The organism is Streptomyces sp. NPDC015144, assembly GCF_043079735.1.
Classification (GTDB): domain Bacteria; phylum Actinomycetota; class Actinomycetes; order Streptomycetales; family Streptomycetaceae; genus Streptomyces.
On record NZ_JBIBUU010000003.1, the window covers coordinates 343354 to 357800 of the forward strand.

A 14447-nucleotide genomic window follows, 5' to 3' on the forward strand; every position below is an offset into this window, starting at 1 on the left:
GGCGGGGAATGAGCGAGCAGAAGAAGGTCGTGGTCTTCGACTACGGCTTCGGGAACGTACGGTCCGCCGAGCGGGCCCTCGCCCACGTCGGCGCCGACGTGGAGATCACCCGCGACTACGAGAAGGCGATGAACGCCGACGGGCTGCTGGTCCCCGGCGTCGGCGCCTTCTCCGCCTGCATGGAGGGGCTGAAGAAGGCCCGCGGTGAATGGATCATCGGCCGCAGGCTCTCCGGCGGCCGCCCCGTCATGGGCATCTGCGTCGGGATGCAGATCCTCTTCGAGCGCGGCATCGAGCACGGCGTGGAGACCGAGGGGCTGGACGAATGGCCCGGCACGGTCTCCCCGCTCCGGGCCCCGGTCGTCCCGCACATGGGCTGGAACACGGTACGGGCCCCGGAGGACTCCCAGCTCTTCGCGGGTCTCGACGCCGACGCGCGGTTCTACTTCGTGCACTCCTACGCGGTGCACGACTGGAGCCTGGAGGTCACCAACCCCAAGATCCGCGCCCCCCGGGTCACCTGGGCCACCCATGGCGAACCGTTCGTCGCCGCGGTGGAGAACGGCGCCCTGTGGGCCACCCAGTTCCACCCCGAGAAGTCCGGCGACGCCGGTGCCCAGCTGCTGACCAACTGGATCGAGACGCTGTAATGCCGAAGCTTGAACTGCTCCCCGCCGTCGACGTCCGCGACGGCCAGGCCGTCCGCCTCGTCCACGGCGAGTCCGGCTCCGAGACCTCCTACGGCTCCCCGCTGGAGGCCGCCCTCGCCTGGCAGCGCTCCGGCGCCGAGTGGCTGCACCTGGTCGACCTGGACGCCGCCTTCGGCACCGGGGACAACCGCGCGCTGATCGCCGAGGTCGCCGCCGCCATGGACATCAAGGTCGAGCTCTCCGGCGGCATCCGCGACGACGCCTCGCTGGAGGCCGCCCTCGCCACCGGCTGCCGCCGGGTCAACCTCGGCACCGCCGCCCTGGAGACCCCCGAGTGGGTCGCCAAGGTCATCGCCGAGCACGGCGACAAGATCGCCGTCGGCCTGGACGTCCGCGGCACCACGCTGCGCGGCCGCGGCTGGACCCGCGACGGCGGCGACCTCTACGAGACGCTGGCCCGGCTCGACTCCGAGGGCTGCGCCCGCTACGTCGTCACCGACATCGCCAAGGACGGCACGCTCCAGGGCCCCAACCTGGAGCTCCTGAAGAACGTCTGCGCCGCCACCGACAAGCCCGTCGTCGCCTCCGGCGGCGTCTCCTCGCTGGACGACCTGCGGGCCATCGCCGCCCTCGTCCCGGACGGCGTGGAGGGCGCGATCGTCGGCAAGGCGCTCTACGCCGAGGCATTCACCCTCGAAGAGGCGCTCCTGGCGGTGTCCGGATGAGCGAGGCGGTCCGGCGCGTCTCCTCCGGCGCCCCCTGGGAGGAGAAGTTCGGTTACTCCCGCGCGGTGGAGCTGCCGAACGGGCTGGTCCTGGTGGCCGGCTGCACCTCCGTGGAGAACGGGCAGATCGCCGCGGGCGGCCCGTACGACCAGGCCGTCACCTCCTTCAAGGTCGCCCTGCGCGCGCTGGAGCAGGTCGGCCTGGGCCGCGAGGACGTCGTCCGCACCCGGATGTACGTCACGCACGTGCGGGACACCGACGAGGTCGGCCGCGCCCACAAGGAGCTCTTCGGCGAGGTCCGCCCGGTCGCGACGATGGTCGTCGTCGCCGGTCTGGTGGACCCGAGCCTGGTCGTCGAGGTCGAGGTCGAGGCGTACCGGGGAGGAGCCCGATGAGCCTCGCGGTACGGGTGATCCCCTGCCTGGACGTCGACAACGGCCGGGTCGTCAAGGGCGTCAACTTCCAGAACCTGCGCGACGCGGGCGACCCCGTCGAGATGGCGAAGCTGTACGACGCCGAGGGCGCCGACGAACTGACCTTCCTGGACATCACCGCCTCCAGCGGCGACCGGGAGACCACCTACGACGTGGTGCGCCGCACCGCCGAGCAGGTCTTCATCCCGCTCACGGTCGGCGGCGGCGTCCGCACCGCCGAGGATGTCGACAAGCTGCTGCGGGCCGGGGCGGACAAGGTCGGCGTCAACACCGCGGCCATCGCCCGCCCGGAGCTGATCCGGGAGATCGCCGAGCGCTTCGGCCGCCAGGTCCTGGTGCTCTCGGTGGACGCCCGGCGCACCCCCGGGGGCACCTTCGAGGTCACCACGCACGGCGGTCGCCGGGGCACCGGCATCGACGCCGTCGAGTGGGCGCACCGCGCCGCCGAGCTGGGCGCGGGCGAGATCCTGCTCAACTCGATGGACGCGGACGGCACCAAGGACGGCTACGACACGGAGATGATCGCGGCGGTCCGCGAGCATGTGACCGTACCCGTGATCGCCTCCGGCGGCGCCGGCCGGCTCGCCGACTTCGCGCCCGCCATCACGGCGGGGGCCGACGCGGTGCTCGCCGCGTCCGTCTTCCACTTCGGCGATCTGCGGATCTCCGAGGTCAAGGGCGCCCTGCGGGAGGCCGGCCACCCGGTCCGCTAGGACCTGACTTCAAACTGCCGTCGTCCGGCCGGAGGCCGGGCCGTGCGGTGTCCGGTGCGTGCGATCGCAAGGCGGAGGGTCGCTCCGATACTGGATGTATCGGGGTGACCCCGACAACGCGGCGAGCGTGCGTGCCGGGCGCCGCACGGCAGGCGGCAGTTTGAAGACAGGTCCTAGCGAAGCCGTACCCCCGAAGCCCGTCGCCGGGCGGAGCCGCACCGTCGGCCCCGCCCGGCGACGGGCTTTTCCCGTGACCACCCCGGCCGGAATCCACAGCTTTTATTGCGCAACAAAGATTGCGCAACCTTCCTTTCCTGTTTACGGTGAGGGCATGGCAAGCAACGAATCGCGCCGGGTCTCGGACCTGGCGACCCTCAAGGCGTTCGGACACCCGCTGCGGATGCGGCTGTACCGGGCGCTCTACATCGCCCGCGAGGCCACCGCCTCCCAGCTGGCCGACCAGGTCGACGAAGCGGTCTCCCTGGTCAGCTACCACCTGCGCAAGCTCGCCGACCACGGCCTGATCGAGGAGGCCGACCAGCAGGGCAGGGACGGCCGCGAGCGCTGGTGGCGGCCCGCCTCGAAGGGGATCACCTTCCACGAGGAGGACTTCCAGGACGCCCCGGAGCTGGCCGCCACCCACGCCGCCGTCGGCCGCCTCTCCTTCGACCAGCACGTCGAGATGTACCGCCGCTACCTCGACTCGGCCTCCAGCTGGCCGACCGAGTGGCGCACCGCCGCCGCCAGCTCCGAGTTCCTGGCCCGCCTCACCGCCGAGGAGCTCGCCGAACTGGGCCGCGAGCTGCACCGGCTGATCGACCGGTACGAGGGCATCGGCCGCGCCCGCGAGGCGGCCGGGGACACCGAGGGCCGCGAGAACGTCGCGGTGCACCTGTACACCTTCCCGTTCCGCCCCTGACCCGCCGCCACGGAAGGCCGAACCGATGACCCTCACCGAACCCGCCGTCGAGCCCGCACCGGCCCTCGAACGCCCCGCCCACCGCGACGGCAACGTACTGCGCTGGCTCGGCGCCTACACCGCCTCGATGATCGGCGACAGCGTCTACTACATGGCGCTCGCCTGGGCCGCGGCCCGCACCGGCGGCGGCGCGCAGACCGGGATCGTCCTCGCCGTCGGCTCGATACCCCGGGCCGTCCTGATGCTCGGCGGGGGAGTGCTCGCCGACCGGATGGGGCCGCGCCGGGTCGTCATCGGCAGCGACGCCGTCCGCTGCCTGGTCGTCCTCGCCCTGGCCGGGGCCCTGCTGGTCTCCTCGCCCGCGCTGTGGATGCTGATCGCCGTCGCCCTGGTCTTCGGCGTGGTCGACGCCCTCTTCCTGCCCGCCGTCGGCGCCCTGCCGCCCCGGGTCACCGCCCCCGGCCAACTGGCCCGGGTCCAGGGCATGCGCGGCCTGTCCGTCCGGGCCGCCGGCGTCGTCGGCGCCCCGCTCGGCGGCCTCGCCGTGGCGCTCGGCGGGCCGGGGCTCGCCTTCGCCGCGGCCGGCATCCTCTTCGCGGTGTCGCTGCCGCTGCTGATGTCGCTCCGGATGCGCCCGGTGCCCGCGCAGGAGGACGCGACGGCCTCCAGGACCGCCTGGGGCGACCTGGCCGACGGGCTGCGCCACATCCGCCGCCACCCGCTGCTCGGCCCGCTGATGGTCGTCGTCGCCGTCAGCGAGCTCGGCTTCGTCGGCCCGCTCAACCTCGGGCTGGTCCTGCTCGCCGAGGAACGCCACTGGGGCGCCTCCGGCATGGGCTGGATCATCGCCGCCTTCGGCCTCGGCGCCGCCGCCTCGGCGCTGGTGCTCGCGGTACGCGGCCGGGTGCCCCGCGCCGGACTGGTCATGTGCCTGACCGTGCTGACCGGCGCCCTCGCCGTCGGCGCCCTGGCCCAGCTGCCCTCGGTGGCCCTGGCCGCCACCGCCGCGGCCTGCGTCGGCCTCTTCGCCGGGCTCGGCGGCTCCCTGTGCGGCGCCCTGATCCAGACCGTCACCGAACCCGCCTACCTCGGCCGGGTCACCTCGGTCTCGACGCTCTTCACCCACGCCATCGCCCCGCTCAGCTACCCGGTCACGGGAGCGGCCGTCGCCCTCTGGGGCACCGGACCGGTCTTCGCCGCCAGCGCCGCCGTCTGCGTCCTCGGGGCACTGACCGGCCTGGCCTTCACCCGGCTGCGCCGCGCGGAGCTCCCCGCCTGAGCACGCGCTACATCCCCAGCGCCGCCGTCCCCAGCCGGTCCACCGCCTCCTTGTCGCCCTCCAGCCCCACCGTCGCCGCCGACTGCCGGCCGAACGCGAAGAGCAGCAGCTCGCCCGGCTCACCGGTCACCGTCACCACCGGGGCGCCCTTGTGCGCCACGACCGTACGGCCGTCCGGGCGGCGCAGCACCAGCCCCACCGGGGACTTCCGCCCCAGCAGCCGCGCCGTCCGCTCGGTCCGCGACCAGAGCAGATCGGCGAAGACCGGGTCCAGCTCGCGCCGCGTCCACTCCGGCTGGGCCCGCCGCACGTCCTCCGTGTGGATGTAGAACTCCACGGTGTTGGCGGCCTCGTCCACCTGCTTCACCGCGTACGGGGAGAACCTCGGCGGCCCGGTACGGATCAGCTGGATCAGCTCCTCGTACGGCTTCGCGGCGAACTCGCCCTGCACCCGTTCCAACCGGTTCTTCAACGCGCCCACCAGGAGCCCGCCCGCCGCGTCCGGCCGCCGCTCCCGGACCACCACATGGGCGGCCAGGTCCCGGGCGGTCCAGCCGGCGCACAGGGTCGGGGCCTCCGGGCCCACGGCCTCCAACAGGTCGGCGAGCAGAAGTCGTTCGCGCTTCGCATGGGTCGACATGGTCGCCAGCGTACGACCGCCGCCCCCGGTCCGCCCAGTGGACGGCGCACCGGACCGGCGCCCCGGCCACGGCACAATGTCCCCATGACCAGCGCCACCAGCCCCAGCACCCCGCCGCCGTCCGACCGCCTCGACCCGGCGATCGCCGCCCGCCTCAAGCGCGGGGCCGACGGGCTCTTCCCGGCCATCGCCCAGCAGTACGACACCGGCGAGGTCCTGATGCTCGGCTGGATGGACGACGAGGCGCTGCACCGCACCCTCACCACCGGCCGCTGCACCTACTGGTCCCGCAGCCGCCAGGAGTACTGGGTCAAGGGCGACACCTCCGGCCACACCCAGGAGGTCAAGTCCGTCGCCCTGGACTGCGACGCCGACACCGTCCTCGTCAAGGTCGACCAGACGGGTGCCGCCTGCCACACCGGCGACCGCACCTGCTTCGACGCCGACGTCCTCCCGCTGGGGCAGTAGGGTCTGCCGCCATGGATCTCGAAACCTTCCGCAAGCTGGCCGTCGACCGGCGCGTCATCCCCGTCAGCCGCAGGCTCCTCGCGGACGGCGACACGCCGGTGGGCCTCTACCGCAAGCTCGCGGGCGAACGCAGCGGCACCTTCCTCCTGGAATCGGCGGAGAACGGCCGCACCTGGTCGCGCTACTCCTTCATCGGCGTACGCAGCGCCGCCACCCTCACCGCCCGCGACGGCCGGGCCCACTGGCTGGGCGTCCCGCCGGTCGGCGTCCCCCTCGACGGGGACCCGCTGGAGGTCCTGCGCGCCACCGTCGAGATCCTGCACACCCCCCGCGACCTGGTCGCCGACGACGGGCTGCCCCCCTTCACCGGCGGCATGGTCGGCTACCTCGGCTACGACGTCGTGCGCCACCTGGAGAAGATCGGCGACAGCACCGAGGACGAACTGGGCCTCCCCGAGCTGACCATGCTGCTCACCTCCGACCTGGCCGTCCTCGACCACCGGAACGGCACCGTCCTGCTGATCGCCAACGCGATCAACCACAACGACCTGGCCACCGGCGTCGACGAGGCGTACGCGGACGCCGTCGCCCGCCTCGACGCCATGGAACGCGACCTCTCGCGCCCCGTCGAGAACGCCCCCGCCGCCCTCCCGGACTCCGAGCTCCCCCCGTACACCGTGCGCTGGGGCGGACCGGCGTACCAGGACGCCGTCGAGGACGTGAAGGAGCGGATCCGGGCCGGCGAGGCCTTCCAGGTCGTCCCCTCCCAGCGCTTCGAGACCCCCTGCACCGCGAGCGCGCTGGACGTCTACCGGGTCCTGCGCGCCACCAACCCGTCGCCGTACATGTACCTCCTCCGGTTCGACGGCTTCGACGTCGCGGGCTCCAGCCCGGAGGCCCTGGTCAAGGTCGAGGACGGGCGGGCCATGGTCCACCCGATCGCCGGAACCCGGCACCGCGGCGCCACCCCGCAGGAGGACCAGGCCCTCGCCGACGAACTCCTCGCCGACCCGAAGGAACGCGCCGAGCACCTGATGCTCGTCGACCTCGGCCGCAACGACCTGGGACGGGTCTGCGCCCCGGGCACCGTCGAGGTCGTCGACTTCATGTCGATCGAGCGCTACTCCCACGTGATGCACATCGTCTCCACCGTCACCGGCCGGGTCGCCGAGGGCCGCACCGCCTTCGACGTCCTCACCGCGTGCTTCCCCGCGGGCACCCTCTCCGGCGCCCCCAAGCCCCGTGCGATGCAGATCATCGAGGAGCTGGAGCCGACCCGCCGCGGCCTGTACGGCGGCTGCGTCGGCTACCTCGACTTCGCCGGGGACTCCGACACCGCCATCGCCATCCGCACCGCCCTGCTCCGCGACGGCACCGCGTACGTCCAGGCCGGGGCGGGGGTCGTCGCCGACTCCGACCCGGTCGCCGAGGACACCGAATGCCGCAACAAGGCCGCCGCGGTCCTCCGCGCGGTCCATACCGCCAACCGGCTCGGCCGCGCGTGAGGCGGTAGGGGATAGTGGAGTACGTGAGCGCCGTCCCCGTACCCCCGCCCCGTGCCCGAGCCGTCACCGCCCCCGACGCCCCGGCAAGCCGCCGCACCCTGGCCTCCGGTCTGCTCCTCGGAGCGGCCGGCGCCGCCGTCGTCCTGCTCGCCTCCGGCCAGACCTGGGCCGAGGGCGTGGCGGCCGTCGGCGGCGGCTCGCTGCCGCTGAGCGCCGACGGCCGCGACGTCACGGGCGTCCCGGCGGCGCTGGCGATCGTCGGCCTCGCCGCCCTGGTCGCCGTCTTCGCCGTCCGCGGGGCCTCCCGGACGGCCGTCGCCGGGCTCCTCGCCCTCAGCGGCCTCGGCGCCGGACTGAGCGCCTGCCTCGGCGCCCTCGACAGCGCGGCGCTCGACGCGAAGGCCGCCGAGACCACCGGCGACACCTCCGCGACCATCGGCGCGCTGGCCCACACCGCCTGGCCCTACGTCACCGCGGCCGGCGGCCTGCTGATCCTCCTCGCCGGCCTGCTCGCCCTGCGGTACGGCGGGCGCTGGCCCACCATGTCGGGCCGGTACGAGCGGGACGGCACCCCGCGCCCCCGCAAGACCGCCCGCCCCCTGGACCCGGACCGCCCCGAGGACCTCTGGAAGGCCCTCGACCGCGGTGAGGACCCGACGCGCTAGGACCCACCCCGAGATCACGTCCGACCCGTTCGTACGGGACAATGGGGGCCGAGCTTCCAGCACGGCGGCACGAGCACCGCGTACAGCGGCTCGCCGACGGCGAATCCACCAGCGCAACATCAACAAGGAGCAACTCATGGCGGGCAGCAGCCACGGACACACCCCGGCCGCCTGGACCGGTGTCATCATCTCCTTCATCGGCTTCTGCGTCGCGGGCCTCTTCATGGTCGCGGCCAGCCCCGTCGGCTTCTGGGCCGGAATCGGCGTCGTCCTCCTCGGCGGCGTCGTCGGTCTCGCGATGAAGGCCGCGGGCCTCGGCATGCCGAAGGAGTCGGCCGAGATGGCCGCCGCCCGGGCCCGCGCCGGACAGGCGCAGGTCTCCTCCTGACGCCGCACGGCACCCGTACGCACGCGAGGCGCGGCCCGGACCACCGGGCTGCGCCTCGACGCGTCAGCGGGGACAATCACCGGGTGGACGCATCGACCGACCCCGCCGTCACCCCGGAACGGGCCCCCGCCCCGGCAGCCGGGCCCGCCCCCCTGCCCGGCCCGCCGTACCCGCCGCACTTCCCCCCGGCCCCCGTCCCCGTCCCCGCCTCGCGCGCGCGGCGGCTGGCCACACCGGTGGCCGTCCTGGCCGTCGTCGTCGGCGCCTTCGGCTACGTCGGCACCGTCGACCCCAACGAGCCCGGCCACTACCCGCTCTGCCCGCTGCTCCGGTTCACCGGGATCTACTGCCCCGGGTGCGGCGGACTGCGCAGCGCCCACGCGGTGGCGCACGGCGACCTCGCCGCCGCCCTCGGCTCCAACGCCCTCGCCGTCGTGGGCTACGCGGCCTTCGCCGTCCTGTGGACGCTCTGGACGGTCCGCGCCGCCCGCGGCAGACCGATGAGCCTGGCGGTGCGACCCGCCGTCTGGTGGGGGATCGGCGCCGTCGTGCTGGCCTTCTCGGTCGTGCGGAATCTGCCGTTCGGATCGGTTCTGGCCCCTTGAATGCCCAGGTAGTGGGACATTCGGCTATCAGGTTCGGGTCGGCGGCCTTCTGCGGATAGCATGGACACGGCTGATCCTGTTCCCTCATCACCGTTCCGGAAGGGGGCCGCTCGCGTGAGTGTGCTCGACGAGATCATCGACGGCGTACGCGCCGACCTCGCGGAGCGGCAGGCGCGCGTCAGCCTCGACGAGCTCAAGGAGCGCGCCGCGCGCGCCCCGCAGGCCAAGGACGGAGCCGCCGCCCTGCGCGGCGAGGGCGTCAACGTCATCTGCGAGGTCAAGCGGTCCAGCCCCTCCAAGGGCGCGCTGGCCGCGATCGCCGACCCGGCCGGTCTCGCCGCGGACTACGAGGCGGGCGGCGCGTCCGTCATCTCGGTCCTCACCGAGCAGCGCCGCTTCGGCGGCTCGCTCGCCGACCTGGAGGCCGTCCGCGCCAAGGTCGACATCCCGATCCTCCGCAAGGACTTCATCGTCACGTCGTACCAGCTCTGGGAGGCCCGTGCCTACGGCGCCGACCTGGCCCTGCTGATCGTCGCCGCCCTGGACCAGGAGGCGCTGGTCTCGCTGATCGAGCGCGCCGAGTCCATCGGCCTGACGCCGCTGGTCGAGGTGCACGACGAGGAGGAGGCGGAGCGCGCCGTCGCCGCCGGGGCGAAGGTCGTGGGCGTCAACGCCCGCAACCTCAAGGACCTCAAGGTCGACCGCTCCACCTTCGACCGGGTCGCCCCGGAGATCCCGGACCACATCGTCAAGGTCGCCGAGTCCGGCGTCCGCGGTCCGCACGACCTGATCGCCTACGCCAACGCGGGCGCTGACGCGGTGCTCGTGGGCGAGTCCCTGGTCACCGGCCGCGACCCGCGCGCCGCCGTCGCCGACCTGGTGGCCGCCGGCGCCCACCCCGCCCTCCGGCACGGACGGGGCTGACCCACCCGTGTCCGACGTCCGCCCCGCGTCCCGTCCCCGGCAGGGCCTGCGCCCCACCGGCGCGACGGTCCGGGTCCCGCACGCCCCGCTGGCGCGCGGCTGCCGACCCCGTGGCTGCCGGGCCCCCGCCCGGCGCGTCCACGGCCGCCGGGTGCGGTACGTGATCGGTGACGAACCCGGACAGGTCAACGGCATGCGATGGCGCACGGGGTCCGCGCCCAGCTGACCCCGGCCGACGTACCGGACCGCTCCGGTCAAACGTACGTACGATCGAACCGCCCGAGCCTCCTCACGGCCGGGTGGTGCTCTGCTCATGGCGCAAACGGTCCACTCACCCATTGCGATGACGAGGAGCCATGTCGGATGTCATCTGACTTCTTCCTTCCGGACCCCGAGGGTCTGATCCCCAGCGCCGAGGGCTATTTCGGCGCGTTCGGCGGCAAGTTCATCCCGGAGGCGCTGGTCGCCGCCGTCGACGAGGTCGCCGTCGAGTACGACAAGGCCAAGGCCGACCCGGCCTTCGCCGCCGAGCTCAACGACCTCATGGTCAACTACACCGGCCGGCCCAGCGCGCTCACCGAGGTGCCGCGCTTCGCGGAGCACGCGGGCGGCGCCCGGGTCTTCCTCAAGCGCGAGGACCTCAACCACACCGGCTCGCACAAGATCAACAACGTGCTGGGTCAGGCGCTGCTCACCCGGCGGATGGGCAAGACCCGGGTCATCGCCGAGACCGGCGCCGGCCAGCACGGCGTCGCCACCGCCACCGCCTGCGCCCTCTTCGGCCTCGACTGCACCATCTACATGGGCGAGGTCGACACCGAGCGGCAGGCGCTGAACGTGGCGCGGATGCGGATCCTCGGCGCCGAGGTCATCGCCGTGAAGTCCGGCTCCCGGACCCTGAAGGACGCCATCAACGAGGCGTTCCGCGACTGGGTCGCCAACGTGGACAACACGCACTACCTCTTCGGCACCGTCGCCGGACCGCACCCCTTCCCCGCCATGGTGCGCGACTTCCACCGGGTCATCGGCGTCGAGGCCCGCCGCCAGGTCCTGGAGCGGGCCGGCCGGCTGCCGGACGCCGCCATCGCCTGCGTCGGCGGCGGCTCCAACGCCATCGGGCTCTTCCACGCCTTCATCCCCGACGAGGGGGTCCGGCTGATCGGCTGCGAGCCCGCCGGACACGGCGTGGAGACCGGCGAGCACGCGGCGACCCTGACCGCGGGCGAGCCCGGCATCCTGCACGGCTCGCGCAGCTACGTCCTCCAGGACGACGAGGGCCAGATCACCGAGCCGTACTCCATCTCGGCCGGTCTGGACTACCCGGGCATCGGCCCGGAGCACTCGTACCTCAAGGACATCGGCCGCGGCGAGTACCGCGCGGTCACCGACGACGACGCCATGCGGGCGCTCCGCCTCCTCTCCCGCACCGAGGGGATCATCCCGGCCATCGAGAGCGCGCACGCGCTGGCCGGGGCCCTGGAGGTCGGCAGGGAACTCGGCAAGGACGGGCTCCTCGTGGTCAACCTGTCCGGCCGGGGCGACAAGGACATGGACACCGCGGCCCGCTACTTCGGGCTGTACGACGGGGCGGAGGACGGCAAGTGAGCGGCAACGTGGAGCTGTTGGAAACCACCCTGGCACGGGCCAAGGGGGAGGACCGGGCCGCGCTCGTCGCCTACCTCCCGGCCGGGTTCCCGACCGTCGACGGCGGCATCGCGGCCGTGCGGGCGGCCGTCGAGGGCGGCGCCGACATCATCGAGGTCGGCCTGCCGCACAGCGACCCGGTGCTCGACGGACCGGTCATCCAGACCGCCGACGACATCGCCCTGCGCGGCGGCGTGAAGATCGCCGACGTACTGCGCACGGTCCGCGAGGCGCACCGGGCGACCGGCGTCCCGATTCTCGTCATGACGTACTGGAACCCGATCGACCGGTACGGCGTCGAGCGCTTCACCGCCGAACTCGCCGAGGCGGGCGGCGCCGGGTGCATCCTGCCCGACCTGCCCGTCCAGGAGTCCGCCCTGTGGCGGGAGCACGCCGGCAAGCACGGTCTCGCGACCGTCTTCGTCGTCGCGCCGAGCAGCAGGGACGAGCGCCTCGCCACCATCACCGCGGCCGGTTCCGGCTTCGTCTACGCGGCCTCGCTGATGGGCGTCACGGGCACCCGCGCATCGGTCGGCGACCAGGCCCAGGACCTGGTCCGGCGCACCCGCGCCACCACCGACCTGCCGGTCTGCGTCGGCCTCGGCGTCTCGAACGCCGAGCAGGCCGCCGAGGTCGCGGGCTTCGCCGACGGGGTCATCGTCGGCTCCGCCTTCGTCAAGGCGATGCTCGACGCCCCCGACGAGGCGGCCGGTCTGGCCGCCGTCCGCTCCCTGGCGGGCGAACTCGCCGAGGGCGTTCGAAAGCGCTGATCACGGCATCACCCGAACGGGTGGACCTTGACCGGGGAGGCACGCGTGTGCCTCCCCGGTTCGTTGCTGCGGTTGTGAGCGAGAAGAACGAACAGGGAAAGAGGGCCGCGCGCGAGCGGCTCGCACAGCAGCGTGAACGGGAGCGGGCGGGCGAGCGCCGCAGGCGCACGCTGATCGTCTCCGGCGCCGTGGTGGGCGTGCTGGCGCTGGCCGCCGTCGTCGGCGTGATCGCCGCGAACAGCGGCGGCAAGAACAGCAAGGGCGAGGCGGCGGGCCCCGCCGTCGCCCCGTCCGGCGCGACCGGGAAGGACAGCCTGGCCATCGCGGTCGGCGCGGACGACGCCCCGTCCACGCTCACCATCTGGGAGGACTTCCGCTGCCCGGTCTGCGCCCAGTTCGAGAACGCCTTCCGCGACACCGTCCACGAGCTGGAGAACAGCGGGCAGCTCAAGGTCGAGTACCACCTCGCCACGATCATCGACGGCAACCTCGGCGGCAGCGGCTCGCTCCGCGCGGCCAACGCCGCGGCCTGCGCACAGGACGCCGGGAAGTTCCCCGCGTACCACGACGTGCTCTACCGCAACCAGCCGCAGGAGACCGACGACGCCTTCGGCGACAACGCCAAGCTGATCGAGCTCTCCGGCAAGGTCCCCGGTCTCGACACCGCCACGTTCCGTAGCTGCGTGGAGGACGGAAAGCACGACACCTGGGTCAAGAAGTCCAACACGGCGTTCCAGAACGGCGGCTTCCAGGGCACGCCCACCGCGCTGCTCAACGGGGAGTCGATCTTCCCGAAGAAGGGCAACGAGCCGATCACCGTGGAGAACCTGAAGAAGTGGGTGGCCGAGGCCAACAAGGGCAAGAAGCCGGGCACGGTCACCCCTGCCCCGCCGGGTTCCTGACCGGCCACCGGGCCGTGCCCGGAAGGGAATTCGATGACCGGCCCGTTACCCAGAAGTTGTCGGGTGGGTTGCCCCGGCCCCCACCCGGCAAGGTAGCGTCGACTCTGCCATGGAACTTGCCTACATTCCCAGCCCGTCGACCGGCGTGATCGATCTCGGCCCGATCCCGCTCCGCGGCTACGCGTTCTGCATCATCATCGGCGTCTTCGTCGCTGTCTGGTTCGGCAACAAGCGCTGGGTCGCCCGGGGCGGCAGAGCCGGAACCGTCGCCGACATCGCCGTCTGGGCGGTGCCCTTCGGCCTCGTCGGCGGCCGTCTCTACCATGTCATCACCGACTACCAGCTGTACTTCAGCGAGGGCCGGAACTGGGTCGACGCCTTCAAGATCTGGCAGGGCGGCCTCGGCATCTGGGGCGCGATCGCGCTCGGTGCCGTCGGCGCCTGGATCGGCTGCCGCCGCCGGGGCATCCCGCTGCCCGCCTGGGCCGACGCGCTGGCCCCCGGGATCGCCCTGGCCCAGGCCTGCGGCCGCTGGGGCAACTGGTTCAACCAGGAGCTGTACGGCAAGCCGACCGACCTGCCGTGGGCGCTGAAGATCAGCGAGGGCCCCAACCGGCTCGCCGGCACGTACCACCCGACGTTCCTGTACGAGTCGCTGTGGTGCGTCGGTGTCGCCCTGCTGGTCATCTGGGCGGACCGCCGCTTCAAGCTCGGGCACGGCCGGGCCTTCGCCCTGTACGTCGCGGCGTACTGCGCGGGCCGGGGCTGGATCGAGTACATGCGGGTCGACGAGGCCCACCACGTCCTGGGCCTGCGCCTGAACGTGTGGACCGCGCTGATCGTCTTCGTCCTGGCCGTGGTCTACATCGTCGTCTCGGCGAAGGTACGGCCGGGGCGCGAGGAGGTCGTGGAGCCCGGCGCCGCCGATGAAGCGGCCGCCGAGACCGCGGATGACGCCTCCGAGGGCGAGGACGGGGCGAAGAAGGCGGAGGCCGTGGAGGCCGAGGACGCGAAGGCCGCGGACAACGAGGCCGGCACCGACACCGAGGCCGACGCACAGGACAAGGCCGACACCGGGGGCGACGCGCCCGGGGACGAGCCGAAGGCGTCGGAGAAGCTGACGAAGAAGGACACCGCGGAGCCGGCCAAGAACGGCTGAGCCACGGCGACCTGGTACCTGGGGCCCGGACCGGACGGTCCGGGCCCCAGGTGTCTT

The 14447-nt window shown here is 73.2% G+C and carries 18 protein-coding genes; 17 read left to right on the forward strand and 1 reads right to left on the reverse strand.

The window, feature by feature from the left end:
- Nucleotides 1–8 precede the first annotated feature (8 nt).
- The 6 genes from hisH (at nt 9) to ACF08W_RS08220 (ending at nt 4720) form a co-directional block, all read left to right on the forward strand.
- Nucleotides 9–650 (forward strand): imidazole glycerol phosphate synthase subunit HisH, encoded by a 642-nt coding sequence (hisH, locus tag ACF08W_RS08195; protein ID WP_385211323.1) that lies wholly within the window; start codon nt 9–11, stop codon nt 648–650.
- The gene (gene priA, locus ACF08W_RS08200; protein WP_352274933.1) at nt 650–1375 is read left to right on the forward strand and encodes a bifunctional 1-(5-phosphoribosyl)-5-((5-phosphoribosylamino)methylideneamino)imidazole-4-carboxamide isomerase/phosphoribosylanthranilate isomerase PriA; all 726 of its coding nucleotides are present in this window, start codon (nt 650–652) and stop codon (nt 1373–1375) included. The genes hisH and priA overlap by 1 nt, the downstream gene beginning before the upstream one ends.
- Entirely contained in the window at nt 1372–1770 is a 399-nt protein-coding gene (locus ACF08W_RS08205) for a RidA family protein (protein ID WP_352274934.1), read from the forward strand. The genes priA and ACF08W_RS08205 overlap by 4 nt, the downstream gene beginning before the upstream one ends.
- Entirely contained in the window at nt 1767–2522 is a 756-nt protein-coding gene (gene hisF / locus ACF08W_RS08210; RefSeq protein WP_352274935.1) for an imidazole glycerol phosphate synthase subunit HisF, read from the forward strand. The genes ACF08W_RS08205 and hisF overlap by 4 nt, the downstream gene beginning before the upstream one ends.
- Nucleotides 2523–2853: 331 nt before the next feature.
- Nucleotides 2854–3441: an ArsR/SmtB family transcription factor gene (locus tag ACF08W_RS08215; protein WP_392278792.1), complete on the forward strand. Its 588-nt coding sequence runs from the start codon at nt 2854–2856 to the stop codon at nt 3439–3441.
- A 25-nt stretch (nt 3442–3466) separates the two neighbouring features.
- A complete protein-coding gene (locus ACF08W_RS08220) occupies nt 3467–4720 on the forward strand; it encodes an MFS transporter (RefSeq protein ID WP_392278793.1) in 1254 nt (417 codons plus the stop codon).
- A 7-nt stretch (nt 4721–4727) separates the two neighbouring features.
- On the opposite strand, the gene ACF08W_RS08225 is transcribed toward ACF08W_RS08220, so the two are convergent.
- Nucleotides 4728–5360 (reverse strand): TIGR03085 family metal-binding protein, encoded by a 633-nt coding sequence (locus tag ACF08W_RS08225; protein ID WP_352274938.1) that lies wholly within the window; start codon nt 5358–5360, stop codon nt 4728–4730.
- An 84-nt stretch (nt 5361–5444) separates the two neighbouring features.
- On the opposite strand from ACF08W_RS08225, the gene hisI reads away from it, so the two are divergent.
- From hisI to lgt, 11 genes are all read left to right on the forward strand, one after another.
- A complete protein-coding gene (gene hisI / locus ACF08W_RS08230; protein ID WP_385211335.1) occupies nt 5445–5828 on the forward strand; it encodes a phosphoribosyl-AMP cyclohydrolase in 384 nt (127 codons plus the stop codon).
- Between the two features lie 11 nt (nt 5829–5839).
- Nucleotides 5840–7333 (forward strand): anthranilate synthase component I, encoded by a 1494-nt coding sequence (locus ACF08W_RS08235; RefSeq protein ID WP_392278794.1) that lies wholly within the window; start codon nt 5840–5842, stop codon nt 7331–7333.
- Between the two features lie 14 nt (nt 7334–7347).
- A complete protein-coding gene (locus ACF08W_RS08240; protein WP_385211339.1) occupies nt 7348–7998 on the forward strand; it encodes a TIGR02234 family membrane protein in 651 nt (216 codons plus the stop codon).
- A 136-nt stretch (nt 7999–8134) separates the two neighbouring features.
- A complete protein-coding gene (locus ACF08W_RS08245; protein WP_352274942.1) occupies nt 8135–8386 on the forward strand; it encodes an HGxxPAAW family protein in 252 nt (83 codons plus the stop codon).
- Between the two features lie 83 nt (nt 8387–8469).
- Nucleotides 8470–8991, forward strand: a complete 522-nt coding sequence (locus ACF08W_RS08250; protein WP_392278795.1) for a DUF2752 domain-containing protein — start codon at nt 8470–8472, stop codon at nt 8989–8991.
- Between the two features lie 114 nt (nt 8992–9105).
- Complete coding sequence (trpC, locus tag ACF08W_RS08255) at nt 9106–9915, forward strand: indole-3-glycerol phosphate synthase TrpC (protein WP_352274943.1); 810 nt, start codon at nt 9106–9108, stop codon at nt 9913–9915.
- A gap of 7 nt (nt 9916–9922) precedes the next feature.
- Nucleotides 9923–10141: a tryptophan biosynthesis modulator TrpM gene (trpM, locus tag ACF08W_RS08260; RefSeq protein ID WP_392278796.1), complete on the forward strand. Its 219-nt coding sequence runs from the start codon at nt 9923–9925 to the stop codon at nt 10139–10141.
- Nucleotides 10142–10278: 137 nt separating this feature from the next.
- Nucleotides 10279–11520 (forward strand): tryptophan synthase subunit beta, encoded by a 1242-nt coding sequence (gene trpB, locus ACF08W_RS08265; RefSeq protein ID WP_385211346.1) that lies wholly within the window; start codon nt 10279–10281, stop codon nt 11518–11520.
- On the forward strand, nt 11517–12329 hold the full coding sequence (gene trpA, locus ACF08W_RS08270; RefSeq protein WP_392278797.1) for a tryptophan synthase subunit alpha: 813 nt from the start codon (nt 11517–11519) through the stop codon (nt 12327–12329). The genes trpB and trpA overlap by 4 nt, the downstream gene beginning before the upstream one ends.
- A gap of 74 nt (nt 12330–12403) precedes the next feature.
- Complete coding sequence (locus ACF08W_RS08275; protein ID WP_385211348.1) at nt 12404–13231, forward strand: thioredoxin domain-containing protein; 828 nt, start codon at nt 12404–12406, stop codon at nt 13229–13231.
- Between the two features lie 109 nt (nt 13232–13340).
- The gene (lgt, locus tag ACF08W_RS08280) at nt 13341–14390 is read left to right on the forward strand and encodes a prolipoprotein diacylglyceryl transferase (protein ID WP_392278798.1); all 1050 of its coding nucleotides are present in this window, start codon (nt 13341–13343) and stop codon (nt 14388–14390) included.
- Nucleotides 14391–14447 lie beyond the last annotated feature (57 nt).

Bases quoted from the DNA above. Each gene is read 5' to 3' on its own strand.
- hisH (WP_385211323.1), top strand. From the start codon at position 9: ATGAGCGAGCAGAAGAAGGTCGTGGTCTTCGACTACGGCTTCGGGAAC.
- priA (WP_352274933.1), top strand. From the start codon at position 650: ATGCCGAAGCTTGAACTGCTCCCCGCCGTCGACGTCCGCGACGGCCAG.
- ACF08W_RS08205 (WP_352274934.1), top strand. From the start codon at position 1,372: ATGAGCGAGGCGGTCCGGCGCGTCTCCTCCGGCGCCCCCTGGGAGGAG.
- hisF (WP_352274935.1), top strand. From the start codon at position 1,767: ATGAGCCTCGCGGTACGGGTGATCCCCTGCCTGGACGTCGACAACGGC.
- ACF08W_RS08215 (WP_392278792.1), top strand. From the start codon at position 2,854: ATGGCAAGCAACGAATCGCGCCGGGTCTCGGACCTGGCGACCCTCAAG.
- ACF08W_RS08220 (WP_392278793.1), top strand. From the start codon at position 3,467: ATGACCCTCACCGAACCCGCCGTCGAGCCCGCACCGGCCCTCGAACGC.
- ACF08W_RS08225 (WP_352274938.1), bottom strand. From the start codon at position 5,360: ATGTCGACCCATGCGAAGCGCGAACGACTTCTGCTCGCCGACCTGTTG.
- hisI (WP_385211335.1), top strand. From the start codon at position 5,445: ATGACCAGCGCCACCAGCCCCAGCACCCCGCCGCCGTCCGACCGCCTC.
- ACF08W_RS08235 (WP_392278794.1), top strand. From the start codon at position 5,840: ATGGATCTCGAAACCTTCCGCAAGCTGGCCGTCGACCGGCGCGTCATC.
- ACF08W_RS08245 (WP_352274942.1), top strand. From the start codon at position 8,135: ATGGCGGGCAGCAGCCACGGACACACCCCGGCCGCCTGGACCGGTGTC.
- trpB (WP_385211346.1), top strand. From the start codon at position 10,279: ATGTCATCTGACTTCTTCCTTCCGGACCCCGAGGGTCTGATCCCCAGC.
- lgt (WP_392278798.1), top strand. From the start codon at position 13,341: ATGGAACTTGCCTACATTCCCAGCCCGTCGACCGGCGTGATCGATCTC.